The 22,631-nt window shown below is 65.2% G+C and carries 19 protein-coding genes; 14 read left to right on the top strand and 5 right to left on the bottom strand.

All coding sequences use genetic code 11. The features are described 5' to 3' along the window. Positions 1 to 8: 8 nt before the first annotated feature. The 12 genes from A5724_RS31605 to A5724_RS31550 are packed head-to-tail and all read left to right on the top strand — an operon-like array spanning position 9 to position 15,726. On the top strand, positions 9 to 1,454 hold the full coding sequence (locus tag A5724_RS31605) for a condensation domain-containing protein (RefSeq protein WP_067811875.1): 1,446 nt from the start codon (positions 9 to 11) through the stop codon (positions 1,452 to 1,454). 59 nt (positions 1,455 to 1,513) lie between these two features. After that, positions 1,514 to 4,747 (top strand): RND family transporter, encoded by a 3,234-nt coding sequence (locus A5724_RS31600; RefSeq protein WP_082965379.1) that lies wholly within the window; start codon positions 1,514 to 1,516, stop codon positions 4,745 to 4,747. Further along, positions 4,744 to 6,018: a glycosyltransferase gene (locus A5724_RS31595; RefSeq protein ID WP_067811871.1), complete on the top strand. Its 1,275-nt coding sequence runs from the start codon at positions 4,744 to 4,746 to the stop codon at positions 6,016 to 6,018. The genes A5724_RS31600 and A5724_RS31595 overlap by 4 nt, the downstream gene beginning before the upstream one ends. A gap of 10 nt (positions 6,019 to 6,028) precedes the next feature. Continuing rightward, the gene (locus A5724_RS31590; RefSeq protein WP_067811869.1) at positions 6,029 to 6,766 is read left to right on the top strand and encodes a GAP family protein; all 738 of its coding nucleotides are present in this window, start codon (positions 6,029 to 6,031) and stop codon (positions 6,764 to 6,766) included. Continuing rightward, a complete protein-coding gene (locus A5724_RS31585) occupies positions 6,759 to 7,844 on the top strand; it encodes a polysaccharide pyruvyl transferase family protein (RefSeq protein ID WP_067811867.1) in 1,086 nt (361 codons plus the stop codon). The genes A5724_RS31590 and A5724_RS31585 overlap by 8 nt, the downstream gene beginning before the upstream one ends. A gap of 14 nt (positions 7,845 to 7,858) precedes the next feature. Next, positions 7,859 to 9,475 carry a PE-PPE domain-containing protein gene (locus A5724_RS31580; RefSeq protein ID WP_156752539.1) on the top strand — a complete coding sequence of 539 codons (1,617 nt, stop codon included), beginning with the start codon at positions 7,859 to 7,861 and terminating at the stop codon, positions 9,473 to 9,475. After that, complete coding sequence (locus tag A5724_RS31575) at positions 9,465 to 10,151, top strand: O-methyltransferase (RefSeq protein WP_067811863.1); 687 nt, start codon at positions 9,465 to 9,467, stop codon at positions 10,149 to 10,151. The genes A5724_RS31580 and A5724_RS31575 overlap by 11 nt, the downstream gene beginning before the upstream one ends. A gap of 15 nt (positions 10,152 to 10,166) precedes the next feature. Next, positions 10,167 to 11,081 carry a hypothetical protein gene (locus tag A5724_RS31570; RefSeq protein ID WP_067811861.1) on the top strand — a complete coding sequence of 305 codons (915 nt, stop codon included), beginning with the start codon at positions 10,167 to 10,169 and terminating at the stop codon, positions 11,079 to 11,081. Next, positions 11,078 to 12,112, top strand: a complete 1,035-nt coding sequence (locus A5724_RS31565; protein ID WP_156752538.1) for a polysaccharide pyruvyl transferase family protein — start codon at positions 11,078 to 11,080, stop codon at positions 12,110 to 12,112. The genes A5724_RS31570 and A5724_RS31565 overlap by 4 nt, the downstream gene beginning before the upstream one ends. Next, complete coding sequence (locus A5724_RS31560) at positions 12,106 to 12,678, top strand: methyltransferase domain-containing protein (protein ID WP_067811859.1); 573 nt, start codon at positions 12,106 to 12,108, stop codon at positions 12,676 to 12,678. The genes A5724_RS31565 and A5724_RS31560 overlap by 7 nt, the downstream gene beginning before the upstream one ends. Next, complete coding sequence (locus A5724_RS31555; protein ID WP_232005041.1) at positions 12,671 to 13,504, top strand: glycosyltransferase family 2 protein; 834 nt, start codon at positions 12,671 to 12,673, stop codon at positions 13,502 to 13,504. Before A5724_RS31560 ends, A5724_RS31555 begins: the two co-directional genes overlap by 8 nt. Before the next feature lie 35 nt (positions 13,505 to 13,539). Then, entirely contained in the window at positions 13,540 to 15,726 is a 2,187-nt protein-coding gene (locus A5724_RS31550) for an acyltransferase family protein (RefSeq protein WP_067811857.1), read from the top strand. Between the two features lies 1 nt (position 15,727). On the opposite strand, the gene A5724_RS31545 is transcribed toward A5724_RS31550, so the two are convergent. From A5724_RS31545 to A5724_RS31535, 3 genes are read right to left on the bottom strand one after another with little or no spacing between them, the layout of a single operon-like run. Further along, the gene (locus A5724_RS31545) at positions 15,728 to 16,513 is read right to left on the bottom strand and encodes a phthiotriol/phenolphthiotriol dimycocerosates methyltransferase (protein ID WP_067812029.1); all 786 of its coding nucleotides are present in this window, start codon (positions 16,511 to 16,513) and stop codon (positions 15,728 to 15,730) included. A 51-nt stretch (positions 16,514 to 16,564) separates the two neighbouring features. Further along, positions 16,565 to 17,818, bottom strand: a complete 1,254-nt coding sequence (locus A5724_RS31540; RefSeq protein WP_067811855.1) for a glycosyltransferase — start codon at positions 17,816 to 17,818, stop codon at positions 16,565 to 16,567. Between the two features lie 24 nt (positions 17,819 to 17,842). Continuing rightward, positions 17,843 to 19,582, bottom strand: a complete 1,740-nt coding sequence (locus A5724_RS31535) for an AMP-binding protein (protein ID WP_067811853.1) — start codon at positions 19,580 to 19,582, stop codon at positions 17,843 to 17,845. A 165-nt stretch (positions 19,583 to 19,747) separates the two neighbouring features. Between A5724_RS31535 and A5724_RS31530 the strand changes: the two genes are divergently transcribed. Both A5724_RS31530 and A5724_RS31525 read left to right on the top strand, forming a co-directional pair. Further along, the gene (locus A5724_RS31530) at positions 19,748 to 20,746 is read left to right on the top strand and encodes a GNAT family N-acetyltransferase (protein ID WP_067811851.1); all 999 of its coding nucleotides are present in this window, start codon (positions 19,748 to 19,750) and stop codon (positions 20,744 to 20,746) included. Beyond that, positions 20,746 to 21,564, top strand: coding sequence for a shikimate 5-dehydrogenase (locus A5724_RS31525; RefSeq protein ID WP_197518868.1), 819 nt, complete (start codon positions 20,746 to 20,748; stop codon positions 21,562 to 21,564). The genes A5724_RS31530 and A5724_RS31525 overlap by 1 nt, the downstream gene beginning before the upstream one ends. A 4-nt stretch (positions 21,565 to 21,568) precedes the next feature. On the opposite strand, the gene A5724_RS31520 is transcribed toward A5724_RS31525, so the two are convergent. Beyond that, positions 21,569 to 22,273 carry an LpqN/LpqT family lipoprotein gene (locus A5724_RS31520; RefSeq protein ID WP_067811847.1) on the bottom strand — a complete coding sequence of 235 codons (705 nt, stop codon included), beginning with the start codon at positions 22,271 to 22,273 and terminating at the stop codon, positions 21,569 to 21,571. Between the two features lie 92 nt (positions 22,274 to 22,365). After that, the gene (locus tag A5724_RS34850; RefSeq protein ID WP_232005039.1) at positions 22,366 to 22,536 is read right to left on the bottom strand and encodes a hypothetical protein; all 171 of its coding nucleotides are present in this window, start codon (positions 22,534 to 22,536) and stop codon (positions 22,366 to 22,368) included. Positions 22,537 to 22,631: the final 95 nt, after the last annotated feature.

Genomic DNA, 22,631 nt, shown 5'->3' with positions numbered 1-22,631 from the left:
GAGAGGCAATGTTCATAGGAGGCGGATCGGCGGGCGTCGGCCTGGTCACCGGCAGATTAGAGGACTGGGATCCGGGCAGCGGATCCGTCGTGTCGTGGCACGGCTCAGCCGCTTCGCGCGAGAAGGCGCGACACGCCCCGGTGAGCCAGGTACCGATCGGGTACATGCAAGCCGGGCACCTGCGTGGCTTCGTTGAGTTCGCCGAACGCGGAGTCGACTACTCGCGGGTGGTGATGGGATCGTGGGATGTCCCTGGCCGCTGCGACATCCGCACGATGACCTATGTCATCAACTCGCACCTGCGCCGGCACGAGACTTATCGCAGCTGGTTCGAATACGTCGACTACAAGAACATCGTTCGCCACACGATCGCCGATCCGCGCGACATCGAGTTCGTGCCCACCAGGCACGGCCAGTTGACCCCGACGCAGTGGCATGAACTGCTGATGTCGACGCCCGATCCGCTGCAGTGGGATTGCTTCAGCTTCGGCGTCATTCAGTACGACACGCATTTCGCGTTCTACGTGATCGTCGATCACCTGCACTGCGATCCCGCCCTGATCACCGGACTGTACGCAGAGATCGTGGCGATGTACCGCGCTCTGGTGGCGGGCGGCGCCCCTGTGCCGCTGCCGCCGACGGGCAGCCACGACGCTTTCTGCGTGCGTGAACGCCAATACACGGCAAACCTGACCGTCGATTCCCCGCAGGTGAAGAAGTGGATCGAGTTCGCGGAGCGCAACGGCGGCACGCTGCCCGACTTCCCGTTGCCACTCGGTGACCAGTCGATCGCCTGTGGCGGTGACCTGGTTGTCGAGAGGTTCCTCGACCCGGAGCAGACGGAGAAGTTCGAAATCCGCTGTGCGGAAGCCGGTGTGCGGTTCAGTGGCGGGTTGTTCGCGTGCGCCGCGATCGCCCATTTCGAGCTGACGGGCGCCGACACCTACTACGGGCTCACACCGATCGACAAGCGCAGTACTCCCGAGGAGTACACGACGATGGGCTGGTTCACCGGGATCGTCCCGATCACCGTGCCGATCGATCCGACCTCCTTCGAAGAGACCGCACGGGCGACGCAGGCTTCGTTCGACGACAACGCAGAACTGGCGCACGTGCCGTTCGATCACGTGTTGGAGCTCGCGCCGTGGCTGCGCAGGTACGGACCGCAGTACACGATGATGAACTACATGGACGCGGGGCTTCCTCCGCTGTCGGCCGTCGTCGCGTCCGCGTTGCGGGATGCGAATGCGACCGCCTATATCGACGGCAGGACACCGGCTTTCCTGTACTCCTCGTTCATCCGTCTCTTCGACGAGGTTTCGCTGATGGTGTCGTTCCCCAACAATCCGGTCGCGCGCGAATCGGTGCTCCGCTATGTCGAGGTGCTGAAGTCCGTGTTCGTCCGCGCCGCCGAGGGCTACGACGTGGTGGCGCCGCTGCGCAACGTCGTCTAGAGACGTACAGCCGCAGGAAAGAGAGAGGGAGCCGATCAAGGGATTGAGGCGCGTCGCGGATGGCCAAGACTGAGATAGCCGGTGGAGAAGGGATTTTCCAGCGGCTAGCGAGCGTGGTCGTGCGATGGCCGCTGCTCGTGATCGGGATGTGGATTGGGTTCGCGATCATTCCGCTGGTGACCTTTCCGCCACTGGCGGAGATCACCGCGCGCCAGCAGGTAGCCCAGCTGCCCGACGACGCGCCGGTGATGGTCACGGCCAAGGCGATGACCGACGCCTATCACGAGGCTGGTTCGGACAACATCGTGCTGGTCGTCCTGACCAACGAAAAGGGTTTGGGGCCTGCGGATGAGGCGACGTACCGGACGCTCATCGGCAAGCTTCAGGAGGACAAGGCCGACGTCAAGTCGGTTCAGGATTTCCTGAGCACCCCGCCCCTGCGGGAAGTGTTGCAGAGCAAGGACAACAAGGCCTGGAGCCTGCCCGTCACCCTCGTCGGCTCGATGGGGTCGCCCGAGGGCCGCGTCGCGTACTACCACGTCGCCGATGTGGTCAAGAAGACGGTCGCCGGTTCGACCCTGACCGCGAACGTCACAGGGCCCGCCGCGACCGTCAGCGACATGGCCGCCGTCGGCGAGCACGATCTGCACTTCATCGAAATGGGGACCGCGTTCCTGGTCCTGCTGATCCTGCTGGTCGTCTACCGGAACGTGATCACGATGTTGTTGCCGCTGATCACGATCGTCATCTCGCTGTGTACAGCACAGGGGGTGCTGGCCGGTCTGGCCGAGGCGGGGCTGCGCATCTCGCCGCAGACGCTGATCTTGATGAGCGTCGTGATGATCGGCGCGGGAGTCGATTACGCGGTCTTCCTGATCAGCCGCTACCACGACTACGTCCGGCAGGGGATCGAGTCGAAGGAAGCCGTGGCGCGAGCCATGACCTCCATCGGCAAAGTGATCGCCGCGTCTGCCGCCACCGTGGCGGTCACCTTCCTTGCGATGGTCCTCGCCAAACTGCCGGTGTTCACCACGGTGGGCCCCGCGATCTCGCTGTCCATCGCGATAGGGTTCTGCGCCGCGGTGACGCTGCTGCCCGCCATCATCGTGCTGGCCGGGCCGCGTGGCTGGATCAAGCCAAGACGTGCTCTGACCAATAATTTCTGGCGTCGCTCGGGCATCCGCATCGTGCGTCGCCCGAAACTTCACCTGGCCGTCAGCCTGCTGCTGCTCATCTTCCTGGCCTCCTCCGCGAGCTTCGTCCGCTACAACTACGACGACCGCAAAACACTTCCCACCGACGTGGAAAGTGTCATCGGATACAACGCGATGGCCCGGCATTTCCCGCTGGATTCGCTGATGCCGCAGTTCCTGTTCATCCAGTCGTCACACGATCTGCGGTCACCGCAAGCCCTCGCCGACCTCGAACAGATGGCAAGGCGGGTAAGCCAAGTCCCCGACGTCGGCCTCGTTCGGGGCATCACCCGACCGACGGGCGAACCCTTCGAACAGGCGAAGGCGACGTATCAAGCCGGTGAGGTGGGCAGCAAGCTCAACGAGGGCTCCCAACTGATCGAGCAACACAACGACGACCTCAACACTCTCACCGGCGGTGCTCACACCCTCGCCGACAGCCTCGGCCAGGTCAGAGGTCAGGTCACCTCGGCGATGGCCACCGCCAAGGTCCTTGTCGACGCGCTCACCTCGGTACAGACCGAACTGGGCGGCGGGACGACACTGCAGGATCTCGACAACGCGGCCAAGCTCATCGACGGTATGCGCTCGCTCGGCGGCGCGATCGGCCTGAATTTCGCGAACCTCAAAGACAGCTTCGACTGGGCCCCTCCGGTGTTGACCGCGCTCGACGGCAGTCTGACATGCAACCTCGACCCATCGTGCCGTAATTCACGGGAAGAGTTGCGGCGCATCGTCACTGCGATGAACGACGGAACATTCGACAGGTTCGCCGACCTCGCGCAGGCGTTGCAGTCGACGCAGCAGAGTCAGACTCTCGACTCCACCGTGACGCGTCTGCATGGCGTGCTCGACACCGCCACCCAGGCCGTGCAGAAGATGGGACTGGATCAGCCCGGTGGGCTGCAGAACCGGCTGGCCCAACTGCAACAAGGTGCGGACGCCCTCGCCGACGGCAGCCAGAAACTGGCAGAAGGTGTCCAGGTCCTTGTCGACCAGACCAGGACGCTGGGGTCAGGCCTGAGCCAGGCTTCGGACTTCCTGCTCGCGATGAAGAATGACGCCCAGGCCCCGTCGATGGCCGGCTTCTATGTGCCGCCGCAACTGTTGACCGAGGACACGTTCAAGAAGGCGGCCGCGTCTTTCGTTTCGGCAGACGGACATTCGATCCGGTATCTGGTACAGACCAACCTCGACCCGTTCAGCACGGCTGCGATGGACCAGACCAACGCCATCGAGGCCGCCGCGCGCAGCGCCCAACCGAACACGACGCTGTCGGACGCCAAGATCTCGATGGCGGGCGTCTCGACGATCCTTCGGGACACCCGCGACTACTACCACAACGATTTCCAGTTCTTCATCGTCGCGACCATCATGATCGTGCTGCTGATCATGATCTGTCTGTTGCGTGCCATCGTCGCGCCGCTGTACCTCATCGGTTCGGTGTTGATCTCGTATTTCTCGGCGCTGGGCCTGGGAGTCCTTGTCTTTCAGGAACTTCTAGGGCAGGAACTGCACTGGAGCGTGCCGGGGCTGACCTTCATCCTGTTGGTGGCCGTCGGTGCCGACTACAACCTGCTGCTCATCTCCAGGATCCGCGACGAGTCGCCGCACGGCATCCGGATCGGAGTGATCCGCACGGTGGCCTCGACCGGCGGCGTCATCACCTCGGCGGGCCTCATCTTCGCGGCATCCATGCTCGGTCTGATGTTCGCCAGCATCACGACGATGCTGCAGGCCGGATTCGTGATAGGCGTTGGCATTCTTCTCGATACGTTCGTGGTGCGCACTGTCACCGTGCCCGCCATGGCGGTGATCGTCGGCAAGGCCAACTGGTGGCCGAACCGGTGGCTGCCCCAGTCGTGGGTCCAGCGGTTGCGCGCCCGGCGTGTCAAAAGACATCGTCGGGAAGTCAACGATCCGGTCATCGACGAGGTGTTCGGTGACCTGCCGGACACGCGCAACGGGCATCACGGCCGCCGCATGGACAAGTTCGACGACGAGGACGACATCACCTCGATCGCCTGGTGTGAGGACCATCGCGACGAACCGGACTTTCCTGCCATCGAGTCACTGCAACACGTCGAGGTGCGCCGATGAGGTTTGTCCTTGCCGTCCACGGCACCAGGGGCGATGTCGAGCCATGCGCGGCGGCTGGTCTGGCGTTGCAACGCCGCGGCCACGACGTGCAGATGGCCGTCGCCCCCAACATGGTGGGCTTCGTGCGGTCGGCGGGTCTGGCCGCCGTCCCGTACGGGCCGGACTCACAGGAGCAGTTGGGGGCGGCGTCGGACTTCATCCGCAATGTCGCGAGGATCCAGCATCCACGCAACATCGTGCGCGCCATCACCGACATCTATGCGCAGGGTTGGGCGGAGATGGGCACCACGTTGACCGCTCTCGCCGAGGGCGCCGACCTGCTGTTCACCGGACACACATATCAGGGTGTCGCGTCGAATGTCGCTGAATACCACGGCATTCCGCTGGCCGCACTGCACTACTTCCCGGTACGGGTCAACGGCCAACTCGGTGTCGCATCGCTGCCGGCGTTGCCGCCGCTCACCCGGTCGATGATGAAGGCGTCGTGGTGGCTGTATTGGCAGATCACCAAGAGCGCCGAAGATGCGCAGCGGCGCGAACTCGGCCTGCCGCGGACAGCGGCCCCGTCAGCAGAGCGGATGGCAGCGCAGGGCGCGCTCGAGATCCAGGCCTACGACGAGGTGTGCTTCCCCGGCCTCGCCGCGGAGTGGGGGGAACGGAGGCCATTCGTCGGTGCGCTGACGATGCAGTTGGCCACCGACGCCGACGACGACGTGGCGTCCTGGTGCGCGGAAGGCACCGCGCCGATCTATTTCAGCTTCGGCAGCACGCCGGTACTGTCGCCTGCGGAAACCGTCGCCATGATCGGCGCGGCATGCGCGGAACTGGGCGAACGTGCGCTGATCTATTGCGGCGCAGGGGACTTCGACGGCATCCAGGCGCCCGACCATGTCAAGCTCGTGGGACCGGTGAACTATGCGACCATCTTCCCGCTGTGCCGGGCGGTCGTGCACCACGGCGGAGCAGGTACGACCGCTGCGGGTTTTCGGGCAGGTAGGCCGACGGTGATCCTGTGGGACGTCGCCGATCAGCCGATCTGGGCCGCTGCTGTCAAACGTCTGAAAGTGGGCGCCGCGCGGCGGTTCTCCACCTCGAACCGGCGCACACTCGTCGCCGACCTGCGCACCGTCCTCGAACCGGGGTACCAGCGACGGGCAGACGAGATCGCGCGTCGGATGACCAGACCAGACGCTGCCATCGGGATGGCCGCCGATCTCCTCGAGAAGGCGGCACAGCCCAGCGGCACAACACAATCAGCGACGACAAGGTAGCGGGACCGGCATGTGGGGCTTTGTATTGGCGCTGGCGATGATCGCGGCGTTGGACCCGATGCGTCTCGGCATCGCCTTCGTCCTGATATCGCAGCGACGGCCGATGCGTTGCCTGTCGGCGTACTGGCTTGGCGCCATTACATCGGGACTCGTCACCGCCGTCGTCCTGCTGACCGTGCTGCGGAAGCTGACACCGGTGCTCGCCGACCATGTCGCCGCCATCACCACGAGTTCCACGGCGGGTTATGTCCAGATCGCCCTTGGCCTTCTCGCGTTGCCGCTTGCTGTCTGCGTCGCCAGGGGCGTCTTCCCGCGACAGCGATCGATGGCGATCGTCGGGGTCCCAGACGCCCCGGGCGCCCCGTTGGGCGGACCGCCTGCTCCGCCCGCCGTCGCGCGACTGACCTCGCTGGCCGAGAACGGCCGGTCGGATCGAGCGTTCTGGGTGGCGTTCGTTGCGGGCACCGTGACGGCGACGCCACCCATCGAATACCTCGTGGTCCTCGTCGCCATTCTCGGTTCAGGAGCCGAGATCGGGATGCAGGTCGGTGCGGCGCTGATCTTCGTCGTTGTCGCATTGGCAGCCATCGAGATTCCGCTTCTCAGCTGTCTGGCAACACCTGCGAGAAGCCAGATGTTGATGCTCCAATGGCACGACTGGGTGCGTGCGCGCGCAAGGCCCATCTTCGCGGTCATCTTCGCGGTGGGAGGCCTCCTGCTGGTGGGAGCCGGTCTCGGCAATGCGTGAGTCTTCGAGCGTCGACGTGATCGACAAGACGCGACCGGTGGTTGCCTATCTGGGTTGGCATGGACGAGGAAACCTCGGCGACGATGCCATCTACGACGCGGTAAGGACGCAACTGCCCTCCGCCACCTTCGTGGACCTCCCGCGGTTTGCCCACGAGCGAATTCGGGCCGCCGCGACGGGTCTGAATCAGTCGCTGCGCCGCAGCACACAGGTCTTGGGCGGCGGCACGCTCGTCGGGCGACGCGACTGGAGGCGCTGGGTCAACCGCGGCTTGGCGCTCACCGAGGAGAACGGAAGCTTCGCCATCGGTGTCGGCGTCGAGGACCCCGTCTTCATCGGGCGAAGAAGCGGCTCGCACAAGGACGAGCTAAAGCGCTGGGCCCCAGTACTTTCGCAGTTTCGGTCCGTGTCGGTGCGGGGTCCCAGAAGCGCTGAGCTGTTGGCTGATCTCGGACTCACCGTAGAGGTATCCGGGGATCCGGCGCTTGTCCTGCCGTCGCCTTCGGTCGCCCCCGAAGAAGGCTTGATCGGAGTGAACCTCGGGTTCGGAGACGACCTCTGGGGCCACGATCCGCAACAGGTGGTCGACGAGCTGTCGAGGGCGGTCCAACGTCTTTCGGCTCACGGGTATCGGTTCGTCGGCATACTGATGAATTCCTCCGACAGGCGTTGGACCGAGGCGGTTCTCACCGGCATCACCGCCGATATCGTCGCGCCCTCCGATGCGGCGGCGGCGGCGCGCGAACTCGCCCGCTGCTCGGTCGCCGTCGTCACCCGGTTGCACGCGGGAATCCTGGCGGCCCTTTCCGGCACGCCAGTGCTGTCACTGGAATACCAACCGAAGTGTCGAGACTTCGCACTGTCCATCGAGGACGAGCGGTCACTGCTTCGCACCGACAATCTGCGCAGTGGTGCGATCGTCGACGCTGTGCAGGACGCGCTGGCGAACGCGGAAGCCATCAGGGTCAAGAAACAAGCCGCAGTGGAGCGGCTGCGGCACCGACTGCGCAGTGAATACAACTCCGTTAGAACGCAATTAGGTATAGGTGACACGCGACTAGGTGTGGGTGACAGATGATGAGAGGGGTTGGCGTGAGGAGATTGGCTCGGACAACAACGGCGGCGGTGTTCGCGTTGGTCGCTGTCGTGTTGATGATGGTGACGTCGACGATGACGTCGATCATCGCCGCCACCGCGATCGCTGCCACCACCGCGTTGATCATGGGCGGCACCGGTAGTCCGTTGTCTCCCGACAAGGACACGCTCTCTGACGTCAAAAAGTACCTGGGCATGGCCGTCGACAACTACATCGCTCCGTCGGGCGTCGCGACGCCGCCGCCGGGCGAGTCGTACAACGCCGTCGCGGTCATCACCCCGGAAGAGTGGGCGCCCCAACACGGCACCCTGTCGCTCGACCAGTCCATCGCCATCGGCACGGCGAACCTCGACAACTGCATCAAGGGCGCCGACTGTGACTACAACCCCGAGGTCGGTTCCGCCGCACCCGCTGCGGACGACAACTTCGTGGTCTTCGGTTACTCGCAGAGCGCCACCATCGCGACGCTCGAGAAGCGCGCCCTGGCAGCGGAATACCCTAACGGCGGGGGACCCAACGTCTCCTTCGTGATGATCGGCAACGGTAACCGACCCAACGGCGGCTTTCTGGCCCGCGGGCCCGTGGGCTTCACCATGCCGATGGGGGTGATCTTCGGCGGTGCCACTTTCAACGGCTCGACGCCGACGAACACCCAATACCAAACAGTCGACATCGCCGAGCAGTACGACGTCTGGGCGGACGTCCCGGTCAACCCGCTCAACCTGTTCGCCGTGGCCAACTGGTACTCGAGCTACGTGCACTACAACTACGCCAACACCAGCCTCGACGACTCGGGCATCATCGATCAGGGACAGCACGGCGACACCCACTACTACATGATTCCGCAGCCGATCCTGCCGCTGCTGTCGTCGGTGCAAGCGCTGCCCGTGGTCGGAAATCCGTTGGCAGACGCGCTCGACGCGCCCCTGCGGGTGCTCGTCGAGGCCGGATACAACCGGACCGTCAGCCCCGGCCAACCGGTCCCGTTCAATCCGCTCTACATGCCCAACCCCGTCAAGCTGACGGCCGACTTCCTCGTCGCCATTCCGACCGGGCTGGACAACGCGTTCGAGGACACCATCGGCATCCGGCCCTTCGGCACGGTGCGGCCAGGGCCGTACGGTGTCGGCGGTCCCGCCGTCACCGAGACCGACGCCCCGGTTCCGACCACCGGCACGGACAACACGCCAACAACCGAGACGACCGAGACAGCCGAGAAGACCGCTGCGAAGACGGCCCTGAATACGACCGACAAGACGACCGAGAAAACAACTGACAAGGCAGACACGTTGAAGACCACGACCACCGAGTCGACGAGCGAAAGGACCTCGGCGGCAGAGCCTGTGGACGCCGAGAAGCCCGGCGCGGCTGTACCTGAGACCGATACGGACAAGACCTCTGCCATCGACCCGAAGCCGGGCGATACGACCGGAGGCAAAGACGCCACCGCCGACAAGCCCGCCACCGAGAAGGCCGACACCGCCACGAAGTCGCCCACCAAGGACGGTGACGTCAAGCACCGACCCCGCCACGCGCGCTCCGGCGAGTCCGCCAAGGCGGCCACAGGCAAAACCGACAATGCGAAGAAGGCAGGGCCGCGTCATGCTCGCTAACGTGCTCAACCGCCAGATGAAATGGGTGTCGCGCGGCGGTTCGATCACCGACCTACCCCGCCGCTTTCCCCGCGCGCCGCACAAGGACCGGATCGAGGCGCTTGCCGCCGCCAACCACGACCGGCTTGGACCGCAGACGTTGGCGAACGAATACGACCTTCCCGGTATGAAATTCACGGTGCGGGACGTGAGTTCGCCACCGATGCAGGGAGATCTGTACGCGTGGCTGGTGGCGCAGCGTCGGCCCACGACGATCGTCGAGTTCGGCTCCGGGTTCGGGGTGTCCGGCATGTACTTCACCGCGGGCCTCGAAGAAGTCCGATGGGGTCACCTGTACAGCTTCGAGATCAACGACGAGTGGGCGCAGGTCGCCGCAGGCGCCATCGCGGAAATCTCCGACCGGTTCACGTTGACCCGCGGCGCTTTCGAAGATCATGTGGGCGACGTCCCGGGGCAGATCGACATGGCCCTTGTCGACGGCATCCACACCTACGACTTCGTGATGAAGCAGTGGCAGATCCTGCAACCGCGCATGTCGCCAGGCGGGTTGGTGCTGTTCGACGACATCAGCTACGGGCAGGGCATGCGCGAAGCCTGGTTGGAGATCGCGCGCTCACCACAGGTGGCCGGAGCCGTCGAGTTCCAGAACCGACTCGGCCTGGCCGAGTGCCGCTAGCGGGGCAATCGAAGCATGCTGGCGTTCATCACCACATTGCGTCACCCGCAGAACTCCGCGGACTACGGTCGCGTCGAATCGCTGTTGCAGGACACGCTCGCGTCGATCAGTCGGCAGACCTCGGACGAGTATGTGGTGATCATCGTCGGCAATCGACGTCCGGCGTTCGGACTGCCGGAGCGCGCACACTTCGTCGAGGTCGACTTCGCGCCACCGTCGGCGGTCAAGGGTCCGCAAACCGGCCGTGCATCGGTCATCTGGGACAAAGGCACCAAGACGGCGGTCGGCCTGATCGCGGCGCGTGAGTACGAACCGGACTACGTGATGCCATTCGACGCCGACGATTTCGTCCACCGCGACATCGCGGGATTCACGGATTCTCACCGCGGCGGCCTCGGGTGGGTGGTGACCCGCGGCTGGGTGTATTCGCGGGCTAGAAACGCATACGCGCTGCGGCGGAAGTTCTTCCGGATCTGCGGGACGTCGTTCATCGTCCCGTTCGACGCCTACGAGGTGCCGACCGACCTGACCGTGTCGGCCACCCAGCAGGAGATCGCGGCGGCCTTCGGCGAGCGGCTCGAGAACCTGCTCGAGCACGGTTACGCCTTCGACTGGTGGCGGGAGCATGGCCGCCGTCTCGACCCGTTGCCGTTCGCAGGCGCGGTCTACCAGGTGGACACCGGAGAGAACCACTCGGGCAACATGCTCGTCGGCCCAGCCCTGCCGTACGCCTCCCATCTGCTCCGCGACTTCGGGATTCGACCGTCGAAGGGTCGGGCCGCCACCGTGTGGGCCGCCTTCGGTGCGCCGGCGTTCAAACCAGACCCCGCGTACAAGCTCCAGCTGCCGTCGCTCCCCGGTGCCAAACGCCGCGTCTCCTATCTGGAGAACTATTCACCACCCACCGACTCGGCGATCGGATCACCATGACCCGCAGGACATCCGTCGTCGGCTATCTCGGCTGGCATGGGCGAGGCAATCTCGGTGACGACGCCATCTACGACGCGGTACGTGCACAACTGCCCTCGGCTGCGTTCGTCGACCTGCCGCGGTTCCGGCACGAGGTGCTGCGTGCGGCGGCAACCGGTGCGAATCGGACACTGCGTAACGGCGTTCAGATGGTGGGCGGCGGAACGCTGGTGGGTACCAAATACTTCCGGCGACTGGCCAAGCGCGGGATGGCACTCACCAAGAACGGCAGCTACGCCATCGGCGTCGGTGTGGAGGACCCGGACTTCGACCGGCGCAGATACGGCTCGGACGGCGACGAGCTGAAGCGGTGGAAGCCGATCCTCTCGGAGTTCCGCACCGTCTCGGTGCGCGGACCGCGCAGCGCGGAACTGCTGGCCGAGGTCGGGCTGAACGTCGAGGTCTCCGGCGATCCGGCGCTGCTGCTGCCGCGGCCCGACGTCGTCGTCGAGGACGGGTTGATCGGGCTGAACCTCGGCTTCGGCGACGATGATCTGTGGGGACAGGATCCGGCAACCGTGGCGCAGGAGATATCGCTGGCCGTCACAGCGCTGTCGTCGAAGGGCTATCGCTTCGTCGGGATACTGATGAATCGCGCGGACGAACGCTGGACCCGATTGGCGCTCAACGGTATTGACGCTGAAGTGGTCATGCCCCCCGACGCCCAGGCCGCCGCGCGCGAGCTCGCCCGCTGCTCGGTGGCGATCGTCAGCAGACTGCACGCCGGAATCCTGGCGGCGATCTCGGCAACGCCTGTCGTCGCGCTCGAATACTTACCGAAGTGCCGGGACTTCGCGCGATCGATCGACAACGAGCGATCGCTGATCCGCACGGACAAGTTGCGCGGCGCTGCCGTCGTCGATCATGTCGAAAGCGCGCTCGCCGACGCGTCGATGATCAGAGCCAGCACCGAGGCTGCGGTTACCGAGTTGCGAAGACGACTCGACACCGAATACACCGCCGTTCGTCATCAGTTAGGAGCCACATGTTGAGATTGACCGGCGCACTGCGCCAGAAGACGGACTACGACCGCTGGGCGGACCCCCGCAGCATCTACGCGTCATGGGAGAGCCGAACCGAGATGGCTGCGGCCATGGTGCCCAACCACAGCCGCGTCATCGAATTCGGTGCTGCCAGGCGCGTACTCGAGAAGTATCTCGACTCGACGTGCACGTATACCGCCTCCGATCTGGTGGACCGCGGCCCCGGCACGATCGTGTGCGATCTGAACGACAGGCCGTTGCCCGAACTCGGGGAGGATTCCTACGACGTCGCCGTCATCATGGGCGTGCTCGAGTACGTGCGCGACGTGCCGTCCGTGCTGGACTGGATGACCCGGCACTTTCCGCTCTGCGTGCTGTCGTATGCCTGCACGAAACCCAACGGCAATCGGCTGCGCAGCAGGTTCGAGTCCATCGGCCGGCTCAACCACGGCTGGATGAACAACTACTGCGCCGACGAACTGCGGGGGCTGTTCGACGAACGGGGATTCGTCCTGCAGCGAGAGGAGCCGTGGAAAGACCAACGCCTGTTTGTCTTTTCGCAGCACCATGGTTGACCGGTCGCCCGTGGTGGCCGCCATTCCGAACTACAACATGGCGGCCAGTCTCCGTAAGCTGCTGCCCCAGGTGCTTGCGCAGTCCTACGACGGCGTCTTCGTGCTCGACGACGCCTCCACCGACGACACCGCCGACGTGGTGGCGTCGTTCGGCGGCGATGTCACACTCGTCCGCAGCAGGCACAACAGAGGCGCGGCCGCCAACCGTAACCAGATCATCGACCATGTCGCGGACGGGGCCATCATCCACTTCATCGACGCCGACATGGACCTGCAGACGACCGAAACGCCTGCGGTGGCCAGGGAAGTCGTCGCGCGCTACGCCGACACCGGCGTGGGGTTGATCGGTGGACTGGTCAGCAGGACCGACGGCAGCCAGGAACTCGACAATTACGGTGCCGTGTTCTCGCTGTGGGGCAATTCCACCGCGCTGGTTCAGCTGATGATCGATCGCCTCAGGACGACGAAGCCGCAGCTGGCCCGCGTACTGCGAAAGGTGCTCGCGCCGCTGGTGACCCAGTGGCCGAACATCCTCGAGCCGCCGGCGCCTGCTCCGGCGTACTGGGTGCACGAAGGAAACATGCTTGTCCGCTCGGAGCTGTTCAAGGCCGTCGGCGGATATGACCCCGTGCTGCGCGAACACGAGATCCAGGATCTGGCAATACGGTTGGAGCGCATCGGCGTCAGGCGATACTTCGATCCGAGCATCAAGGTCGTCCATCGCGAGGTCGACGTTCGCGGGAACAACCGGCAACGCTCGGTCAACAAGGCGGCGCTGTACCTGCTGCGCAAGCACGGGTTGTTCCGCTTCTGCACCGACCACTAGTCGTCGCGTCCACATACACACAGAGTTGGGTGAGAATGCACCAGTCCGACACGGTTACCCGCACCACGAGCGCTGGACAGTCAGCGCAGGGTCAGCAGTCGGCGGAGACCGGATTCCGGCCGGACATCGAGGGCCTGCGCGGGCTCACCCTGCTGGCGATTCTCGGGTTCCACATCGCGATGCCCGGCCTGGGTGGCGGTTTCGTCGGCCCTGACATCTTCTTCTTCGTCTCCGGCTTCGTCATCACCGGCCAGCTCTGGCGTGAGGTGAGCACCACCGGCACGATCGGGCTGCGCAAGTTCTACGGTAAGCGGGCCCGCCGCCTGCTCCCGGTATCGGCGTTGGTGGGCGTGGTCACCGCGATCGGCGCCGCCCTGCTGCTGCCGCCACTACAGGCCAAGGCCGCGCTGATGGACGGCATCGCCAGCGCGCTGTATGTGCCCAACTTCTGGTTCATCGGCCAACAGGTCGACTATTTCGCCGACAACGTGCTGGCCTCACCGTTCCAGCACTACTGGACGCTGGGTGTCGAGGAACAGTTCTATCTGCTGTGGCCGCCGATGATCGTCGGCACCGCGTGGCTGGTCCGGCGCATGCGTCGACGCGCGAAAACGGATGCACCCGTGTCGAAAACGCCGTACGTGGTGCTCGTCGCGCTGGTCGCGGCCTCGTCGTTCGCGCTGTCGCTGATGGTCACCTACGTGATGCCACTCGCCGCATACTTCTCGCTGCCGACGCGGGCGTGGCAGTTGGCAGGCGGCGCGTTGGTGGCGCTCACGGCCAGCCAATGGCGCCGCCTTCCGCAGCGGGTTGCGGTGGTTCTCGGCCTGGCCGGGCTGGCCCTGATCCTGTTCGCCTGCGCCTATCTGACGCCAGCGGTGGCCTATCCGGGCACCGCGTCGCTGTTGCCGTGGGTGGGCACCGCGCTGGTGATCGGCGCCGGGTGCGCCGCGCCGACGCGCGGTTGCGGTCGGCTGCTTTCGGTGGCGCCGATGCGGGCGCTCGGACGGTGGTCGTACTCGTGGTATCTGTGGCACTGGCCTGCGTTGGTGTTCGCGCCGATCCTGTTGGGCCACAAACTCGGGCTGGTGGGCAACCTGGTGGTGCTCGGTCTGTCCGGCGTGCTGGCGGTGCTCACACTGCGTTTCGTCGAGAACCCGTTGCGATACGCCGCGATCTTTCGCAAGTCGCCAGGAAAGAGTCTTGCCGTCGGCGGTATCTGCTCTGCGCTGGCGGCGTGCGTGAGTGTGGTGCTGCTGCTGTGGGTTTCGTCGATCCCCCTGCCTGTTCCGGTGAGCCGCGGCGCGCAGACCACGCCGTTGACCGTGCGGCCGGGGTCGGTGCAAGACGTATTCAGCCAGGTGCAGGCTGCGGTCGCGGCATCTGCCGATCTGAAAGCCGTTCCGTCGAACCTGAGTCCGCCGCTTGCCGATGCGCCTGGCGAAGTCGGGGCCATGCTGTTCAACGGGTGCCTGCGGGCGCCTTTTCAGAGCGGCCAACCCGAGTGCGCGATGGGCGATACCGCCTCCAAGGCGACGGTGGCCATCGTCGGCGACTCGCACGCCTCGATGTGGATCCCTGCGTTCCAGCAGATCGGCACGCAGCGGCCATGGCGGATGGAGGCGATGGCCAAGGCGGCCTGCCCGATGATGGACTTGCCGATCGCCAATCGGCTTGTCAGCCGACTGGTCGAATACGTGCAACGCTGCGAGGACTGGCGCCGCCAGATCATCGCCCGATTGAACGCCGAACATCCAAAGTTGGTCATGGTGAGCGTATTCCGGTCTTACACCGCCACCAACAGCCACGGATTCCTGTCCGGCTTCACGTCATACGATCCGGCGTGGAACAACGCGTTGACCCGCCTGGTGCGTCAACTGCGCGAAACCGGCGCCAAGGTGCTGGTGCTCGGCCCGCTGCCTGCGCTGAACACATCGGTGCCGGGCTGCCTGTCTGAACACCTCGACGACGCGACGGCCTGCTCACCGCCGATGTCGACCGCGTTCAACCGACCCGGCATCGCCGCCGAGGAGGCGGCCGTCAAGGCAGGCGGCGGCCAGTATGCCGACCTGACCGACCTGTTCTGCACCGCGAATCGCTGCCCGGTCATCATCGGCAACACCCTCGTCTACGTCGACGCCGGACACCTGACGCTGGAGTACTCCCGGGTGCTGGCACCGGCGCTGGAGGCGCTGGCCGACCGCGCGCTAGCGCAGAACTGACTCAGTCCTTGGTGAAGCAGTACAGCCGGTAGGAGATGCCACCGCCGCGACGCAGGTCCCAGTCCATGACGTTGAAGCCGCGCCCGAGGATGCCGGCCATGAACCCAGGCATGCGGCTGCCGAGCTGAGCCTGCGCACGCAGCGTGTTCTCCTTCAACCCGCGCAACGCCTCGGCGTTGATGTCGGTCTCCGAGATGCGCCGCAGCGGGGCTTCGGCCAGCGCGGCTTCCCACATCCCGACATAGCGCTGTCTGCAGTTGTCGGTGTAGAGGAAGTGTCCGCCGGGCCGAAGCACTCGGGCCACTTCGGAGAGGAAGCGCGCGAAGTCCGGATACTGGTGGGATGCTTCAACATTGATCACGGCGTCGAAGGTCTCATCGGCGAACGGCAGGTCCTGCGCGTCGCCCTGCACGAAATCCAGGCCTGGCACCTGGTGTCGTTTCCGGCAGAGTTCGACGCTGGCCGGGTTCAAATCCAGACCTGTGTACGACGCCGGCCCCAACGTGCGGGCGATGTACGACGCCCCACCGCCTGCGCCGCAACTGACCTCGAGCACCCGCTTGCCGGTGAGGTCAACCTGGCTGGCCGTTTTGTGGTAGAGCTGGATGCCGTAGCGGTTCGGCTCGTCGGACGCCGACAAGGACAGCGCCATCGGCGGGTCCTCCTCGTACCCGAAGTTGAAGAAGACCACGTCGTTGCCGACCTGGCGGGTGCCGTACGGCAGGAGGTACTTCGTCGTGATCTTCCCGATCAGCGGCGAAGACTGCAGCCGGTACTTCAGCACCATGGGCAGTTGTAATCCCTGCTTCATCAGTTCAATTGGGCGTTGTGTAGCCACTCAAGCCTCACTCATCGTGTTGACAGGTTTCATCCGAACAGACTCTTCGAGAAGGTCTGCGGCGGCGGCGACGCTGGTCGCCGGTGTGGTCATCTCACGGGCAATCGCGCGGGCCCTTTCCGTGTATGACGGTGCGAGGATCCGGCGCAGGTCGGAAACCAGCGACTTCTTGCTGACGCTGGAAAAGCGGTGTCCGTGGCCGACTTTCAACTGACTGACCTGCGCGGCCCAGATCGGTTGATCCGAGGTCACCCACAGGATCAGCGTAGGCACACCGGCCCGCAGTCCCGCGGCGGTGGTGCCGGCGCCGCCGTGATGGACGACGGCGCGGCACAGCGGAAAGACGGCGCCGTGGTTGACCAACGGCACGACCTTCACATCGTCGGATTCCGGAATGTCGCCGAAGTCCGCCCAACCCGAGCAGATCAACGCGCGCTCACCGAGTTCCGCGCACGCCGCGCTGATCATCGCGACGGTACCGGCCGCGGACTTGACCGGCATGCTGCCGAAGCCGAAGTAGATCGGCGGGTCACCGCGACCGATCCACGACACCACATCGGAGTCCGTGGCCGTCGGCAACTGCAGCGTCAGGGCACCGATGAACGGCCAGCGGCCCTGCCATTCGGCCGCAAGGCCGGGGAAGCACAGGTGCTCGTAGGCCTGAATCTCCAACGCGCCGCTGCCGGTGATCCGCTTCGACAACGAGTCGACGGCCGGCGGCAAGCCGAGTTCCCGGCGTTGCGTGTCGTCGGCGTTCTTGGTCATGCGCCAGTACCACCACCACACGGCGGAAATCGCCGACCGGGTCAGGACAGCGGGCACGCGCGGAATCAGGTGGCCGTTGGCCCGCTGCGGGAAGAAGTGCAGCGCCGCCAACGGAATGCCGTAGTACTCAGCGACATTGACGGCGACGCCTTGATAGATCGTCCCGGTCAACACCAGATCGGCGCCATCGGCCTGCGATTTCAGCGTCGCGCCCATCTCCTGCCAGCCGCGGCTGACGTACTCGGAGAACGCACGCACGAACCGCAACGGCTGCATCTTCCAGTAGTTGTGCACGAAATCGTCGTCGATCAGCTCCTGCGAGTCGGGTCCGTACTCGACCACAGGAAGGCCGACCGATTCGACGAACCCAACGAGATTGGGCGGCACCGCCATCCGGACTTCGTGTCCCCGGCGCTGTAGCTCCTGACCCACCGCGGCAACGGGTTCGACGTCACCGCGACTGCCATGAATCGCCAGCGCGAATCTCATCGGTGCGGACCCAACCGGCCCAGCCTATGCATCCAGGCGTGCGAAGCGCCCGTGCCGGTAGTGCTCGACGCACGCTGCGCGCCTGACCTTGCCGCTGGTCGTCGTCGGGATCGAACCCGGGGGAACCAGAACGAGATCCGCGACGGAAAGACCGTGCGAATTCGAGATCGCCGAGGTCACTTCGCGCTTGACCATGCCGAAGGCTTCCATCCCGTCGTCGAACGATTCGGCGCGGTTCTTCACCTCGATGATCGCGACGAGCTGTTCTGATCGCTCGCCAGGCACCGATATCGCCGCGCACCGCCCCCGGGTGATCTCGTTGATGGTCGCTTCGATGTCGTCGGGGGAGTGGTTGCGCCCGTAGACGATCAGCAGGTCCTTGATGCGGCCGATGATGAACAGCTCGTTCTCCGACACGAAGCCGAGGTCGCCGGTTCGCAGCCAGGGCTTTTCGGGAGTGTCGGGCGACAGGGCCGAGATCGTCGCCCCGAACGCGCGGTTGGTTTCCTCGGACCTTTCCCAGTAGCCGGGGGCGATGTTCTCACCGTGCGCCCAGATCTCGCCCACCTTGCCCTGTGGGCATTCGGCACCGGTCTCAGGGTCGACGATCCGCAGGAGCGGCGAATCGGGCATCCCATAAGCCAAAAGTGTTGCGCCGCCGGTGATATCGGTGCGGATCGCCTCGCCCGCCGACAACTTCTCCGCGTCGAAGTGCACGACTTCGGGCGGCTGCGCCGGTGTGCGGGAGGCCAGATACACGGCGGCTTCCGCCATTCCGTACGACGGCCGGATCATGCTGCTGCGCAGGTTGTAGCGGTTGAACCGCTCGGTGAACCGCCGGATGGTCGCGGGCTGCACCCGTTCGCTGCCGCTGAGGATGGTCAACACGTTGCCGAGGTCGAGGCCGGCCATGTCGTCGTCGGTGGTGCGCCGCACCGCCAGGTCGAAGGCGAAGTTCGGGGCTGCCGAGAATGCGCGAGTGTTCTTGGCCAGCAACTGAACCCATCGCGCAGGCCGCTGCAGGAACGTCGCCGGGCTGAACAGCACACCCGGACGTCCGGTCAGGATCGGCATGAGGACACCGACGAACAGGCCCATGTCGTGATAGAAGGGCAGCCACGACACGAAGGTCGTATCGGCCGGGGCGACCTTTCCGTACTCCAGGAAGTAGGCGGCGCAGATCTGCTCGAAGTTCGCCCGGATGTTCTCGTTGGTGACCATGACGCCCGCAGGCATCCGCGTCGAACCCGAGGTGTATTGCAGGTAGGCGATGCTGGGATCGCCGTTGCCGTTGACGCGGCGACTCGGCGCGTTCGCGGTGTCGAGTTGGTCGACTTCGATGATCGACGGCGCGGGCGTCCCGGTGTCCGACTGGATGTGGCTGGCGAGGGTGTCGACAACGGCCGATGTCGTCAGCACGACGGTCGGCGTCGCGTCGGCCAGCACAGAAGTCACGCGCTCGTCGGTGGCGCCGCCCATCGGCAGCGACAGCGGCACGGGGATGCGCCCTGCCTCCATGGCACCGAGGAACGCCACGATGTAGTCGAGGCCCTGCGGTGCCAGGATCACCGCCCGGTCGCCAGTGGTGCCGCAAAACCTCAACTGGTGCGCAACATTGAGCGTTCGCCGGTACAACTGCAACCAAGTGAGGGTCTCAGCAAACCCGTCCCAGTCGCGTTCGTAATCGATGTAGGTGAACGCGGTGTCATTGGGCTGCAGGCTGGCACGCTCGCGAATGACAGCCGGAAGTGAGAAGTTTCTCATGGTTGTGGGCGTTACCTTCCTTCTGGCCAGCGCCAGGCGTGAATTCGAGCAACGCCACACTATCCGCAGATTCGACGGTTGGGTAATTAAAGCGACGATTCGTCCTGCAAACCCGTCGGTTGCGCTCTGTTGCCCGTCGCGCGGCGCACGCCGTAGCCTCGTGAGGTGTCAGGCCTGACGGATGTCCGCGCGGACGAACTGGCCGCGCTGGAAGTCTTTGCGGGCTGCACCACCGAGGCTCTCGTCCCGCTGGCCGCGCAATTGCGCCCGCTGGTCGCGGCGGCGGGCCAGGTGCTGATGCAGCAGGGCGAACTCGCGGTTTCTTTCCTGATCATCGGATCCGGACGTGCCGAGGTGACCCACGCAGGCGTCGACGGCCACGACACGGTGGCCGAGATCGCGCCGGGTCTGATCGCAGGGGAGATCGCGTTGCTCCGCAACGGTCCCCGCACGGCAACCGTGATCGCGAAGGAGCCGCTTACCGGTTGGGTGGGCGATCGCGACGCGTTCGCCACGATGCTCGAGCTACCCGGCATGCTCGACAAGCTGCTGCGCATCGGACGTCAGCGTCTGGCGGCGTACATCACGCCGATTCCGGTGCGGATGCGCGACGGCACGCAGTTGCATCTTCGGCCCGTGCTGCCGGGCGACAACGAGCGCACCGCCAGCGGCCAGGTCGAGTTCTCCAGCGAGACGCTGTACCGCCGCTTCCAGACGCCGCGTAACCCGACGAAGTCGTTGATGCGGTACCTGTTCGAGGTCGACTACATCCACCACTTCGTGTGGGTGATGACCGACGGTTTCGATGGTCCCGTGGTCGCCGATGCACGTTTCGTGCGTGATGAGGTCGACCCCACCACCGCGGAAGTCGCGTTCATCGTCGGCGATGCCTACCAGGGCAGGGGCATCGGTACCTTCTTGATGGGCGCGCTCGCGGTGGCGGCGGATTACCATGGCGTGCAACGCTTTACCGCACGAGTGCTCAGCGACAATTATGCGATGAGGGCGATCCTGGACCGCTTCGGCGCCGAATGGCACCGTGACGACCTCGGCGTCGTCACCACCGACATCGACGTGCCCAGGGCGCCGAATCCGCCGTTCACACCTGAGTTGACGAGACAGATTCGCAACATGACCGCACAGGTTGTCAAGGTGATCGGCTGATGCGACCGCCGCTGTCCAAGGACACCACGTTGTGCATCTCGCTCGCGGCCAGGCCGAGCAACATCGGGACCAGGTTCCACAATCATCTGTACGAGCAACTCGGCCTCGACTTCATCTACAAGGCATTTACCACCACCGACATCGCCGCGGCGATCGGCGGGGTGCGCGCACTCGGTATCCGCGGTTGTTCGGTGTCGATGCCGTTCAAGGAAGCGGTGATACCGCTCGTCGACGAGGTGGAACCGTCCGCGCAGGCGATCCACTCGGTCAACACGATCGTCAACGACAACGGCCGGTTGACCGCGTCGAACACCGATTACCTTGCGGTGCAGGAACTCATCGGCGACAACGGGCTGAACCCCGACGACACCGTGCTGATCCGCGGCAGCGGCGGCATGGCCAACGCGGTCGGAGCCGCGTTCCGCGACAGCGGTTTTCATTCGGGCATCGTCGTGGCGCGCAACCTCGAGGCGGGACGCGCCCTCGCTGGCCGGTTGGACTATGATTTCACATCCGACGCCGCGGACCGTTCCGCACCGATTGTCGTCAACGTCACGCCGATCGGAATGGCAGGCGGCCCAGAGGAAAACGAGCAGGCGTTCCACGATGCGACGATCGCCAAGGCGTCCGTCGTCTTCGACGTGGTGGCGCTGCCGGCCGAGACGCCGCTGATCAAGGCCGCTCGCGCGGCAGGCGTCAAGGTGGTCACCGGCGCAGAAGTGATCGCGCTGCAGGCCGCGGCGCAGTTCGAGCGCTACACCGGGGTGCGGCCCACCGCCGACCAGATCAAAGAGGCGTCGGCGGTTTCACGGGCCTGACGGGTTAAGGCGTGATCGTCGTCTGCTCGTCGATCACGGACGTCGCATCCATCAACGCGCCCATCTGGTCCTCGGTGCCATCGGCGTTGAGCTGCAACACGTACAGCCCGTCCTGACCGGGGATCACGACGGTCTTCTGGGCGATCGCCCGCTTGACACCCTCTTTGGTGTACGTGCCGCCGATCTGCGTGGCGTCGAATCCGCCGAGCGTGCTCGGGCTGCCCTCTGCCGCTCCTTCGTAACTCGGCAGATTCTTGATCTCACCCGGCGCGAACTCCAGGATCTTCGCCGGGTCGACGTTGCCTGCCAGCTTCGACACCAGCGCGATGATGGTCGGCGGATTTTGGGCGAACGCCGGATCGGATGCGAGCATCGCACCGTAGGCCCACTCTGGCGCTTTGTTGCCTGCGTCCTCCCACCCAGCCGGGACCGGTAGGTCGATCGTCGGTGTGCCGGCATCTCCCCGGTGCACCGGGGTTTCGACGATGCCGTTTTCCTTGATGTAGTCCACGATCGTCTTGTTCGGCCCGGCAGCCTGCGCCGACGTCGACGGTGCCGCCTTGCTGGTGGTGCTGGTCTCCGAGGCGGAACTGGAGGTTTCCGCTACTGACGAGGGCTCGGATTTGGTATCCGAGCCGCAGCCGGATAGCCCTACACCGACTGCGATCGCCGCCACGGCGATCAGGCCGGCCCGAAGTGAACGTGACATTGGGTCTCCTGTCGATTGGAAATCTCGGGCGTAGCCTACGGTCGGCAAACATCGACCGCATCAAAATCGACAGGTCAGACCCGGCAAAGCGGCTAGCACCTCGCGGTCAGGTAAACCATCTGAAACACGATCTGGTCGCCCGCGGCGGTGCCCTCCCAGACCGGTTGGGTGACCCTTTCACCGGGGCGCACCGAGTCGGCCGTGCAATGATCCAGCGGTGCGGCGCCCAGTTTGTTGAGGACGACCTTGAACCCGTTGTTCAACAGTTCGTTGAACCGATACCCGACGGCGCCGCCGTCCCACCCGCCGGAAGGTCAAGGGCCGGCGCAACGAACGCCCCTCCTGCGATCGCGGCAGA

The sequence above is a fragment of the Mycobacterium sp. ACS1612 genome, assembly GCF_001667505.1.
Classification (GTDB): Bacteria; Actinomycetota; Actinomycetes; order Mycobacteriales; family Mycobacteriaceae; genus Mycobacterium.
Note: the sequence above shows the minus strand (reverse complement) of the source record. Positions and strands in the feature narration are given on the sequence as shown.